The 11,565-nt window shown below is 65.7% G+C and carries 10 protein-coding genes and 1 pseudogene; 2 read left to right on the top strand and 9 right to left on the bottom strand.

What is annotated here, in order from left to right:
- Positions 1–78: 78 nt before the first annotated feature.
- The 4 genes from ACIUM1_RS18775 to ACIUM1_RS18760 all read right to left on the bottom strand — a co-directional run bounded on the left by ACIUM1_RS18775 (position 79) and on the right by ACIUM1_RS18760 (position 3,097).
- Positions 79–1,323 carry a cytochrome P450 gene (locus tag ACIUM1_RS18775; protein WP_406814114.1) on the bottom strand — a complete coding sequence of 415 codons (1,245 nt, stop codon included), beginning with the start codon at positions 1,321–1,323 and terminating at the stop codon, positions 79–81.
- 4 nt (positions 1,324–1,327) lie between these two features.
- Positions 1,328–1,522: a ferredoxin gene (locus tag ACIUM1_RS18770; protein WP_406814113.1), complete on the bottom strand. Its 195-nt coding sequence runs from the start codon at positions 1,520–1,522 to the stop codon at positions 1,328–1,330.
- A gap of 11 nt (positions 1,523–1,533) precedes the next feature.
- Positions 1,534–2,199 carry a TetR/AcrR family transcriptional regulator gene (locus ACIUM1_RS18765; RefSeq protein ID WP_406814112.1) on the bottom strand — a complete coding sequence of 222 codons (666 nt, stop codon included), beginning with the start codon at positions 2,197–2,199 and terminating at the stop codon, positions 1,534–1,536.
- Between the two features lie 91 nt (positions 2,200–2,290).
- Complete coding sequence (locus tag ACIUM1_RS18760) at positions 2,291–3,097, bottom strand: SDR family NAD(P)-dependent oxidoreductase (protein ID WP_406814111.1); 807 nt, start codon at positions 3,095–3,097, stop codon at positions 2,291–2,293.
- A 171-nt stretch (positions 3,098–3,268) separates the two neighbouring features.
- Here ACIUM1_RS18760 and ACIUM1_RS18755 point away from each other — a divergent pair.
- A pseudogene (locus ACIUM1_RS18755) lies at positions 3,269–4,035 on the top strand (SDR family oxidoreductase).
- A 208-nt stretch (positions 4,036–4,243) separates the two neighbouring features.
- Positions 4,244–5,866 carry a multicopper oxidase family protein gene (locus ACIUM1_RS18750; RefSeq protein ID WP_406814110.1) on the top strand — a complete coding sequence of 541 codons (1,623 nt, stop codon included), beginning with the start codon at positions 4,244–4,246 and terminating at the stop codon, positions 5,864–5,866.
- A 3-nt stretch (positions 5,867–5,869) separates the two neighbouring features.
- On the opposite strand, the gene ACIUM1_RS18745 is transcribed toward ACIUM1_RS18750, so the two are convergent.
- From ACIUM1_RS18745 to ACIUM1_RS18725, 5 genes are read right to left on the bottom strand one after another with little or no spacing between them, the layout of a single operon-like run.
- A complete protein-coding gene (locus ACIUM1_RS18745) occupies positions 5,870–6,688 on the bottom strand; it encodes an alpha/beta fold hydrolase (protein ID WP_406814109.1) in 819 nt (272 codons plus the stop codon).
- The gene (locus tag ACIUM1_RS18740) at positions 6,685–7,674 is read right to left on the bottom strand and encodes a cyclase family protein (RefSeq protein ID WP_406814108.1); all 990 of its coding nucleotides are present in this window, start codon (positions 7,672–7,674) and stop codon (positions 6,685–6,687) included. Before ACIUM1_RS18740 ends, ACIUM1_RS18745 begins: the two co-directional genes overlap by 4 nt.
- Positions 7,662–8,489 carry a coniferyl-alcohol dehydrogenase gene (locus ACIUM1_RS18735; protein ID WP_406814107.1) on the bottom strand — a complete coding sequence of 276 codons (828 nt, stop codon included), beginning with the start codon at positions 8,487–8,489 and terminating at the stop codon, positions 7,662–7,664. Before ACIUM1_RS18735 ends, ACIUM1_RS18740 begins: the two co-directional genes overlap by 13 nt.
- A 41-nt stretch (positions 8,490–8,530) precedes the next feature.
- The gene (locus tag ACIUM1_RS18730; protein ID WP_406814106.1) at positions 8,531–9,832 is read right to left on the bottom strand and encodes an LLM class flavin-dependent oxidoreductase; all 1,302 of its coding nucleotides are present in this window, start codon (positions 9,830–9,832) and stop codon (positions 8,531–8,533) included.
- A gap of 2 nt (positions 9,833–9,834) precedes the next feature.
- The gene (locus tag ACIUM1_RS18725) at positions 9,835–11,562 is read right to left on the bottom strand and encodes an FAD-binding protein (protein WP_406817742.1); all 1,728 of its coding nucleotides are present in this window, start codon (positions 11,560–11,562) and stop codon (positions 9,835–9,837) included.
- Between the last annotated feature and the right edge of the window lie 3 nt (positions 11,563–11,565).

Genomic DNA, 11,565 nt, shown 5'->3' with positions numbered 1-11,565 from the left:
CGGGTAAAGCGTGCTTGTTTGAGTCGTCATCATTGACCCTCCGTTCGGATCCGCAGTTTTGCTAACTAGCGAGCTGGGCTACCAGGTCACCGGCAGCTCGTAGACGCCGTAGGCGAGTCGGTCGTCCTTGAACGGAACCTCCTCGATCGGAATGGCAAGCGCTAGCGTGGGAATGCGCCGGGCCAGGGTGTGGAAGACGATCTGCAGCTCGGCGCGGGCGAGCTGCTGTCCTACGCACTGATGACGCCCGTAGCCGAAGGCGACGTTGCGGTCGGCGCCCGAGCGATGCAGGTACAGCCGGTCCGGTTCGGCGAACGCGTCCGAATCCCAGTTGGCCGGGGCCAGATCGATGATGATGCCCTCCCCGGCACGGATCGTCTCACCGGCGATGTGAATGTCTTCGAGCGCGACGCGGCGCTGGCCGTTTTGAATGATGCTGAGATAGCGCAACAGCTCCTCCACCGCGCTGGCGATGACTTTTGGATCTTCGGCATCGCGGATGACGGCCAGCTGGTCGGGGTGTTCCAGCAGGGCGAGCACGCCGAGCCCGATCATGTTGGAGGTGGTCTCGTGCCCGGCGATCAGCAGGCCGGTGCCCAGCTGGGCGGCCTCTTTCACGCTGAGCTCGCCGGCCTTGACCCGTTCGGCGAGGTCGGAAACCGCGTCCTCGGCCGGATTCTCCATCTTGGCTTCGACCAGCTGGGCGAGGTATTTGTTCAGGCTCATCGCGCCTTTGACGGTGTCTGCACCGGTGGCGTATCGCGCGAGGCCGACGTTGGCGTGGTGCTGGAACATGTCGGCGTCTTCGTAGGGAACGCCGAGCAGCTGGCTGATCACCAGCGAGGGCACCGGCAATGCCAGCGCGGTGACGAGGTCGGCGGGCTGCGGTCCGGCGAGTATCGCGTCGATGTGTTCGTCGGTGATCCGCTGGATGGTCGGGCGCAGATTTTCGACGCGCTTGAACGTGAAGGGTTTCGACAACATGCGCCGGAATCGGGTGTGCTCCTCACCGTCGGCGGTGAAGACCGACCGCGGGCGCTTGTGCACCGTGGACAGCATGCCTTCGTTCCAGTGCGGGAATCCGGGCTGCCGGTCGTCGACGCTGACCCGTGAGTCCGAAAAGAGCTCGCGCACTTGCTCGTAGCCGGTGATGAGCCACGGTGTGCTGCCGTCCCAGATCCGGACCCGAGACAGCGGCCTGGCTTCGGCCAGTGCCATGACGTCCGGTGGTGGGGCGAACGGGCAGCGCGGTTCCCTGGCCATCGGATAGTCCGGGATATCGGAGGTCTGCGCCGGTGCGGTGCCCGTCAGTGTGTCTGACATGTTGTCATTCCTCGATGTGGATGGCGAGGGCCGGGCAGGCCGCCGCCGCCCGCCGAGCGCCATCGGCCTGCTCGGGCGATGGGTTGGGGTTGAGGAGGACGACGACGCCGTCGTCGTCGCGCTGGTCGAACACTTCGGGCGCATTCATCACGCAGTTTCCCGAAGAGGCGCAAAGATTCTGGTCGACAGTCACTTTCATCTGCGAACCCTTCACTCGTACGCCGTCACGGGCGCCAGCCACAGGCCCACGATCGCATCGATGAGCCCGGATGCCGCGGCCCGCCAGGAACGATGAGACGTCACCGCGCCTGCGGCAAGCGCGCGTTCACGATCAGCGCAGGTGTGCATCAACAGGTTTCGGGCCATGATGTTGCGTTCGAAGTGCACTTCGGGCGGCAGCTCGGGCAGGCAGCGGTTGATGCCCTCGACGACCTGGACCAGCGACCGGGAGCTGAGTGCGCCCCTGACGATGATGTTGTAGTAGGCGGGGTCGGTCATCGCCTGGGCCGCGAAACGCGCGTACCAGGTCGGGTTTCCGAGCTCCTCCAGGTGATCGGTGAGCGGGCGCACCAAACAGGCCACCCAGTTGCGCATTTCGCTGGAACCACCCGTGTCGAGCAACTCGGTCACCATCTGTTCGCGTAGCTGCTCGACGGGACCGCGGTGCTTCTGCTCGATCGCCCGCACCAGGTCGGCCTTGGTGCCGAAGTGGTAACCGACGGCCGCGTTGTTGCCCTGGCCGGCGGCCTCGCTGACCTGCCGGTTGGACACCGCGAACATGCCGTGTTCGGCGTACAGGCGCTCGGCCGCCACCAGGATCGCCTCTTGGGTGGAACTGGCCCGCTCGGTGCGAACGGTCCGGCCGGCGGTGGTCATTGGATCAGTCAACCCCCTGCCCCGGTTTAAGTCAAGTGATTGATTTAAATATGGAGTGCCGGCGTTCGCCGCCGGCGGCCGTTCGGCGATATCAGTTGTGTTTTCCGGATCGCATCGGCTTGCCCGCCACCGTGCCGCCGTCGACCGGCAGCACCGTCCCGGTGACATAACGCGAGCGGTCGGTGGCGAAATAGAGCGCGGCTTCGGCGACGTCATCGGGGGTGCCCTCGCGCTTCAGCGGCCGATCCTCCCGCATCGTCTCGCGGATACGCGCTTCGAACCGCTTCAGCTGTTCGGGGTCCATGCCCGTCCCCGACTTCCCCAGGATCGGCGTCGGTATATTGCCGGGCGCAATGGCGTTGACCCGAATCTCGTGGTGCGCCAACTCGATTGCCGCGGCCTTGGTGAATTGGATGACGGCCGCTTTCGAGGCGCGATAGATCATCACGCCGCCGCCGGCCTGGATGCCGCCGATCGAGGTGATGTTGATGATCGAGCCGCCCCCGTGTTCGGCCATGTGCCGCGCGGCATCTCGGGTACCCGCCATCACACCCAGCACGTTGACCCCCATCACGCGGTGAAAATCGGCGAGGTCGTCGTCGAGCAGCTTGCGCAGCGGGCTGGAGATCCCGGCGTTGTTCACCATGACGTGCAGGCCGCCGAACTTCTCGACGGCGCCGGACACCAGTGCTCCCACCTGTTCGGGATCGGAGACGTCGGTCCGCCGGAAGACGGCGTTGGCACCGAGCGACGTCACCAGCGCCTCCCCGCGGTCGGTGTCGACGTCGGCGATGACGACCTGCGCGCCCTCGGCCACAAACCGCTCCGCGAGACCCCGGCCGATGCCGGAAGCCGCGCCGGTGACCACGGCGACCTTGCCGTCCAATTCGTTAACCACACGACGAGTTAATCGGCGCATGCCACATTAAGTCAAGCAACTGCTTTAACGCCTGCGACAGGCGTAGTCCGGTGAATCGGTATGACAGCGGGCCGTCCGGGCTTCCGGCGCGTCGGCGGCTGGGCCATGCTGAGATGGCCAGGCTCATTCGGGGAACTGAAAGGCGCCATCATGAAGGTGTTGGTAATCGGCGGCAGCGGGCTGATCGGATCACAGGTCGTCGCCAGGCTCACCGAGTTGGGACACGAAGCGGTCCCGGCCTCCCCGCGCACCGGTGTCAACTCCGTGACCGGGGAAGGCGTTGCCGAGGCCGTCGCTGGAGTCCACACCGTGGTGGACGTGTCCAACTCGCCGTCCTGGGCCGACGACGACGTGCTGAACTTCTTCACCACCTCCACCCGAAACCTGCTCGACGCGGAGCGGTCCGCGGGCGTGCAGCATCACGTCGCGGTGTCGATCGTGGGAGCCGACCGGGCGGCCGAAAGTGGCTACATGCGAGCCAAGGTCGCGCAGGAAAAGCGATCGTGGAATCGGGACAGCCGTATTCGATCGTGCGCGCGACGCAGTTCTTCGAATTCGTTGACGGCATTGCTGATTCGTTCGCCGATGGTGACACCGTCCGCGCCCCGCACGGGGCGTTCCAGCCGATTGCCGCCGCGGATGTGGCCCTGGCCGTCACCCGCGCGGCCACGGGTGCACCGGTCAACGCGGTGATCAACATCGCCGGTCCCGAAAAGCGTGGGATGGACGACTTCATCCGCACGCGGTTTGCGGCCACGGGTGATGCGCGCACTGTGATCACCGATGACGCTGCCCGCTATTACGGTGCGGTTCTCGACGACCGCAGCATCGTTCCCACCGAGGACGAAGACGTGGCCGTCTACCCCACCACATTCGGCGATTGGATGGCCGCGCAGGCGGCGAGCGTCGCCCAGTAGGGCCAGAAGTGGGCGAGTGGCGACATCGAGTATCGCCCACGGGCCCCAGATGCGTTTACGCGGAATCACATTGAAGTGATTGCGTATGATCACCGCGCTCGGCAGTACGCCTTCGCGCAATCATCGGCGGGTCTAGCGCTCGCGGTTGCGCTCCGCCTAGCATCCAAGCACGAGAACGTTGGGGCGAGCCAAGGACGAGGAGCACCGATTGACCGTGCAACCCACCAGCGGTGTCCCCTTCGACCGAACACGGCTCAGCAGGCGCGGTTTCATCACCGCGGGCATCGTCGGCGGATTGGCGCTGACGGCGTGCGGCCAATCCAAACCGGAGTCGACCGGCAATGCCCGGATGACCGCTGCCATCGCCGAAGCCGAGGCCGCCCGGCCGCATAGCGGCCGCACCGTCACCGCCGAACTCACACCCCAGCTGGTTCAGGTCGACCTGGGCGGGCCGGTCGTCCGCACGCTGGCCTTCGGCAACAGCATCCCGGGCCCGGTGATCCGTGCCAACATCGGCGACGAGGTCGTGGTGACCGTGTCGAACCGGCTCGACCATCCGACGTCGGTGCATTGGCACGGCATCGCCTTGCGCAACGACATGGACGGCGCCGAGCCGGCCACACCCGACATCGCGGCCGGCCATGACTTCACCTACCGATTCTCCGTACCCAATTCGGGCACGTACTGGGCCCACCCGCACACCGGCGTGGACGAGGACACCGGTCTGTACCTTCCCGTCATCGTCGACGACCCGACCGAGGGCAACTACGACGCTGAATGGATCGTCGTCCTGGATGATTGGACGGACGGCGTCGGAAAGAGTCCTCAGCAGCTCTACAGCGAACTGAGTAACCCCAACAAGCCCCCGCAGAACACACCCGAAACGACCACCTCGACGACGACCGAGACATCGCCCACCACGACGAGCGAGACGAGCGAGACAAGCGAGACGACGTCGACCACCCCGACAACCTCGACGAGCGCGGCAGCGCCATCTCCGGCGACCGGCGTCGGCACCAGCGACCTGCTCGGTGGTGACGCCGGGGATATCGCCTACCCGTACTACCTGATCAACGGGCGAATCCCCGGTTCGCCCACCACCTTTGATGCCAAGCCCGGCCAGCGCATCCGCATCCGCTTCATCAATACCGCCTCCGACACCACCTTCCGGGTCGCACTCGCCGGTCACACGATGACGGTGACCCACACCGACGGCTACCCGGTGGTCCCCGCCCAGGTCGACGCCCTGCTGATCGGCATGGCGGAACGCTACGACGTCGCGGTGACCGCCGCGGACGGCGTCTTCCCGCTCGTCGCGGTCGCCGAAGGCAAGAACGGCCTGGCGCGCGCGCTGCTGTCCACGGCTTCGGGCAGCGCCCCGGACCCGCAATTCCAGCCGGGCGAACTGACCAAGCTAGTGGGCACCGTCGAGATGTTCACGGCCACAACACCGGTCAACCTAGGACGTCCCGATCCCGGCCTCGACCTGCCAGTGGTCCTCGGCGGCAACATGATGCAGTACAACTGGACGATCAACGGCGAGCCCTACGACAAGACGAATCCGCTGCATGTCCGGCAGGGACAACGGCCCACCATCACGTTCGACAACACCACGATGATGTACCACCCGATTCACTTGCACGGGCACACGTTCCAGGTGATCAGGGCCGACGGCAGCCCAGGCGCGCGCAAGGACACCGTCATGGTGCTGCCCAAGCAGAAGCTGGCCGCCGTCCTCGTCGCGGACAATCCGGGCACCTGGATGATGCACTGCCACAACACCTATCACCAGGTCGCCGGAATGATGACCCGCCTGGATTACGTCTTCTGACGTTCAGAGCGCCGCCAGGAAATCCAGCAGTAATCCATTGACCACGGAGGACTGCTCGATCTGGGGGCAGTGTCCGGCCTCGTCGACCACGACCGAACGGGCCCCGTCTATCTGCTTGGCGATCTCGGCGGCCCAGCCGGCCGGAAGGAGCTTATCGCCCGCCCCCTCGACGAGAAGCGTTGGCACGCCGATGCGTTCGTAGGCTCGGGTGGTAGAGGGCGTCGCGGACGGCGTGGCGCCGGGGCGGCGGAATCTGGCCGCCGCGATGGCTTCCCAGGCTCCCGGCGCGGTGCTCGACTCGTAGCGACGGCGCACGTAGTCGTTGTCGTCGGGATAGCCGGAGTCGAAGAACAGCGCGTGGACGATCCGGCGCATCGCGGGCAGCGTCGCGTCGTAGTTCTGCAGAGCCTCGAAATGCTCGTTCTGCTGAATCTCTCCGCCGCCGCAGATGATCACCAAGCTGCGCACCGGTAGCACCGGTGTGCCCGAGGTGGCGTCGGTGAGCAGGTTGATGGCGCCCATCGAATTACCCACGAAGTGCGCAGAGTCCACGCCGAGCAGCTCACAAAACCGCGCCACATGCCGGATCCGCATGCCGCGGCCGTCGACGAAATCGATGACCTTGGCGGACTCCCCGAATCCCAACTGGTCCGGCGCCAGAACCCGGTACCGCGCCGCGAGCGCATCGATGTTGCGTTCCCAGCCGAGCTCAGCGCCGGCGCCGAATTCACCCCCGTGCAGCAACACCACCGGCTCACCCTCGCCCGCTTCCAGATAACTGGTGGCCAGCCCGTCAACCGATATGGTTTTGCGCAGCATCATTTGATCGCGATCGGATTCACCGGTGAACCCACCGCCCCAACGAATCTCAGGGGTGGTGCGATGAGCTGAAACTCGTACACGCCGTCGGCGGCGCAATCGGCCGCCAAAGCGGTCAGGTCCCAGTATTCGCCGAGCATCAGCCCCATGTCGCGCAGGGTCAGCAGATGGAACGGCAGGAAGACGCCGTCGACCCCGGATACCGGATCTTCGACTTGGAGGTTGTCGGATGCGACCGCGGCGATCTCGTGATCGTGTAGCCACTGCGCGCATCGCCAGTCCAGGCCGGAATACCTCTCGGTCTTGTTTCCGGTCTGCAGATACCGCGTCCACCAGCCGGTTTTGATGAGCAGGATGTCGCCGCGCCCGACCCTCACGCCCTGTGCGCGGACGACATCGTCCAACTCTTCCGGGGTGATCGGGTTTCCGTGCTCCAGAAAGACATCGACGCCGCGATGGCGGACCACATCCAGCAGCACACCCCGCGAGGTGATGCCCTTTCCGTCCACCTTCTCGATGCCGAGGCGGCGGGCTCCCAGGCTGGTTACCGAGCCGGCCGGGATCCCGTTGTAGAGCTGGTCGTCGTAATAGACGTGCGACAGCGCATCCCACTGGGTGGCGGCCTGCAACGGCATGATGATCATGTCATCGTTGAATCGGAACAGGTTGTCGACGAAGTACGGTCCCATCTGCGCCGCGGTCGGATTGCGGTCCCAATCCGGCCCGTACTGAGCCAACGTGCTGGCGTCGCCGCCGTCGACCGTCATCACGTGAATCGGATTGTGCCGAAAACCGAAGGCGCCCTGCGGTCCTGACGAGCCGAAGTCCACGCCGAGCGGGAAGACCTTGCCGTGCCGGACCAGGCTCGCGGCCTGGGCGATCTTCTCCTCGGTGATGAAGTTCAGCGTGCCGAGTTCGTCGTCGTCACCCCACCGGCCCCAGTTGCTGACCTCGCGGGCGACCCGGCGAAAGTCGGTCACACTGGCCACGCAGCCCGCCCTTCCTCGAGTTCGCGCGCGATCGCGGCGCCCACGTTTCCGCCGTCGACCCACAACACCTGACCCGAAATATAGCTGGCGGCATCGCTATTCAGGAACAACAGCACGGAGGCTTGCTCGGCGGGTCCGGAGACGCGGCCCAGCGGCTTGGGAATGTCGTCCAAAAACCCTTGTCCGTAGGCCGTGCGTAATTGGTCCAGGATCGGCGTCTCGGTGACCCCGGGACCGGTGCAGTTGATGCGGATCCCCCGCGCACCGAGCGGTGTGGCGTTGCGCATGGTGTAGAGGATGATCGCTTCCTTGGACAGCTGATAACCGGTGCCCAGCGCCTCGGGATGTTCGGCGCACCAGTCGATACCCTCTTGCATCGTCGCGGTATGCAGCAGCGGCGCCACCTCCCGCAGATGCTCGCGATACGCGGCCGCCGCGAGCGAGGACACGCTGACGATGGACGACCCCGCGGCCATCTTCGCAATCAGCGCCTCAGTGGCGTGGCGCATTCCCAAGAAGTTGATGGTCACGACCAGTTGCGGGTCGCCGACCCCGGAGGACACTCCCGCAACGTTGAACAGCGCGTCGACCCGACCGGTCACCGCGTTGACCGCCGATTCGATCGATGTCTGATCGGCCAGGTCGACCTGATGGAACTCGTCGATCGCGAAGGCCGGTCGCTGTTTGTCCAACCCGATGACTTCGGCGCCCAGCTCGGTGAGCTGACGTACCACGTGTTCGCCGATGCCGGAAGCACATCCGGTCACCACGGCACGGCGGCCGTCATAGCGAAACAGCTCGTCGATCTCTCCCAAGGCTCGCCTCGAAATCCTCCCGACTCAGATGCCGTCCGGCACTACTTCTGCTGTTCCTTTGCGCGCTGCGCCGCCTGCACACGGCCTTCATTGATCTCCGCCATGGCCTCGGGAATCTCGCTGGCGGTGAATTTACCGCCGCGACCAGTCGGGAGTCCACCGAACGAGTAATCCTCGTCGAATTGCGGTGCGGTCGATTCCGGCCGCCGCGACTCCACCTTTTCGATGACCGGTTCCAGCCGCTTCGCCTTTTCCGCCACGGCCTTTGCGTCCCGCTCGATGAATTCGGGGAGCACCTCTTTGCCCATCAGTTCGATGGATTCCATGGTGCCCTCGTGGCTGCGCGGGTTGAGCAGCAAGATGATCTCGTCGACGCCACTTTCCTCGTAGCCGCGCAGGAACTCGCGCACGGTGGCTGGAGAGCCGATGGCGCCCCGGCCGGGCCCGTACGCCAACGTCGGATCCTTTTCCACCTCTTCGAGATACCGCTGCCACACCCCGGTCCGCCCCGGCGTGTGCACCCCTGTCATGTAGTAGTGCATGATTCCGAACGAGAAGAAGCCACCGCCCTGTCCGAGCCGCTGCAACGCCTGCTCGTCGGTCTTGGCCACCATCATGGACAGGTCGCCACCGATGGCCAGGATGTTCGGGTTGATCCGGGGAGTGACCGGTACGCCGTTCTCCTCGAACTCCTTGTAGTAGCCGTTGACCCGCTCGGTCAGCGGCCCGGGCCCGGTGTAGGCGAAACTCAAAGCGCCGATCGCCTTTTGGGCGGCCATCTGCACGCTGGCCGGCCGGGTGCAGGCGACCCAGACCGGCGGATGCGGCTTCTGCAGCGGCTTGGGGACGACATTGCGCGCCGGCATCTGGACGTGTTCGCCGTTGAAGCCGGTGAACGGCTCCTCGATCATGCAGCGGATCGAGACCTCCAGGGATTCCTGCCACTGCGCCCGCTTGTCGGCGGGGTCGATGTTGAAGCCGCCGAGTTCACCGACCGACGACGATTCCCCGGTGCCGAATTCGACACGGCCGTTGGAGAGCAGGTCGAGGGTGGCGATCCGCTCGGCCACCCGGGCTGGGTGATTGACCACCGGCGGCAGGTGCATGATGCCGAACCCCAAGCGAATGTTCTTGGTCCGCTGGCTGGCCGCCGCCAAGAAGATCTCCGGTGCCGTCGAGTGGCAGTACTCCTCGAGGAAGTGGTGCTCGGTCAGCCACACGGTGGAAAAGCCCGCTTTGTCGGCGGCCTCGACCTCATTGAGACAGTCCTGCAGCAAGACGTGTTCGTCATCGGGCGCCCAGGGCCTCGGCAGAGCGAATTCGTAGAACAGTGAGATTTTCATCGTTACCTCCTATGAGTATTAATGGCTCGGTTGGCTGCCTGGGCTGCAAGGTGTTTCGCCGCGACATAGCCGAAGGTCATGGCGGGGCCGATGGTGGCACCGGCACCCGCGTAGCTGCGGCCCATCACCGGGGCGGAGGTGTTGCCCACCGCGTACAGTCCCGGCACGACGGTGCCATCGGGCCGCAGCACGCGGGCGTGTTCGTCGGTCACCAGGCCGCCCGAGGTCCCGAGGTCCCCGAGCACGATCCGGAAGGCGTAGTACGGCGGATCACCAAGCGGATACAAGTTCGGATTCGGCAGGGTGTGGTCGCCGTAGTAGTTGTCGTACACGCTGTCGCCGCGGTTGAAATCGTCGTCGTGACCCGTGCGGGCGAGTGCGTTGAAGCGACTGGCGGTTTCGGCGAGCCGGTCGGCGGGAACGCCGATCTTGGCGGCCATCTCGTCCCACGTCATGGCCGCCTTGACCACGCCCGATTCGAGCCAGGCCGGTGGCATCTTGCGGCCGGTGGGCACCGGCGCTCCCGGGATCTTGGGTATCGGCAGGTGTCCCGCGACAACGTAGCGGTTGAACGATCGGTGGTCGGTGATCAGCCAGCAAGGGATGTGGGTGACGCCCGACCTCTGGCCCTCGATCATCGCGTGACCGAAGTCCATATAGGGGGCCGCCTCGTTGATGAACCGCTCGCCCGCACCGTTGACGATGAACTGCGCCGGCATCATCCGCTCATTCAGCATGAATTGCATGCGGCCGTCCGGCCATTGGATCGCCGGGAACCACCAGGCCTCGTCGAGCAGGTCCGTTGCGGCGCCGACCTTTTGGCCGGCGCGGATGCCGTCGCCCATGGCCGCGGGATTGCCGAAGCTCCAATCCTGGTCCACCTCGGGCAAAAGTTCTTTCCGCCAGGCGAGGTCGTGGTCGAATCCGCCGCATGCCAGGATGACGCCCAGCCGTGCGCCGATGGTCTGCGCATTGCCCTCGCGTTCCACCACCGCGCCGGTGACCGACCCGTCGGGGTCGGTCAGCAGCTGCACCATCGGCGAGTCCAGCCAGAGCGGGATGCCGCGCTCGCGAAGCGCCAACCGGAGCCGGGCCGCCAGCGACTGGCCGATCGCGGCCATCCGCTCGCCGAACACCCTCGCCCGGACCATCCGCATGACCAACTTGAGCAGCACGCCTTTGCCGGCCCACGATTGCCTGATCCCGTAGAACGTGCGCAGGTCCTTGGGCCCCAACCAGATTCCCTTTGGGGCCAGCGCCAGGGGCGCCAGCAGCTTCTGCTCGTCGGGACCCAACTTGCGCAAGTCGATGGCGGGCACGTTGATCGTGCTGCCCAGCTCGGAACCGCCGGGCAGCTCCGGGTAGTAGTCGGCGTAGCCGGGCTTCCAGACGAATTCGAACCATCCGGACAGCTGCTCCAGGAACTGGAGCATCTGCGGCGCGCTCTCGACGTACTGCCGTAGCCGCGCCTCGCTGACCAGTCCTTCGGTGATCTGTTTGAGGTAGCCCACGACGGCGTCGGGCGAGGGCACATAGCCCTCCCGGCGCTGAGCGGGAGCCCCGGGCACCCAGATGCCGCCACCGGACAAGGCGGTGGAACCCCCGAAGTAGGAAGACTTTTCGATCACCAACACGTCGAGACCGGCGGCCTGCGCGCCCAGCGCGGCCGTCATGCCGCCACCACCGGACCCGACGATGAGCACGTCGACGACGTGATCGAAACCATCCACTGC

This window comes from Mycobacterium sp. M23085, from assembly GCF_045343915.1.
Lineage (GTDB): Bacteria > Actinomycetota > Actinomycetes > Mycobacteriales > Mycobacteriaceae > Mycobacterium.
Note: the sequence above shows the minus strand (reverse complement) of the source record. Positions and strands in the feature narration are given on the sequence as shown.

Bases quoted from the DNA above. Each gene is read 5' to 3' on its own strand.
- ACIUM1_RS18730 (WP_406814106.1), bottom strand. From the start codon at position 9,832: ATGAAAATCTCACTGTTCTACGAATTCGCTCTGCCGAGGCCCTGGGCG.
- ACIUM1_RS18770 (WP_406814113.1), bottom strand. From the start codon at position 1,522: ATGAAAGTGACTGTCGACCAGAATCTTTGCGCCTCTTCGGGAAACTGC.
- ACIUM1_RS18765 (WP_406814112.1), bottom strand. From the start codon at position 2,199: ATGACCACCGCCGGCCGGACCGTTCGCACCGAGCGGGCCAGTTCCACC.
- ACIUM1_RS18775 (WP_406814114.1), bottom strand. From the start codon at position 1,323: ATGTCAGACACACTGACGGGCACCGCACCGGCGCAGACCTCCGATATC.
- ACIUM1_RS18745 (WP_406814109.1), bottom strand. From the start codon at position 6,688: ATGATGCTGCGCAAAACCATATCGGTTGACGGGCTGGCCACCAGTTAT.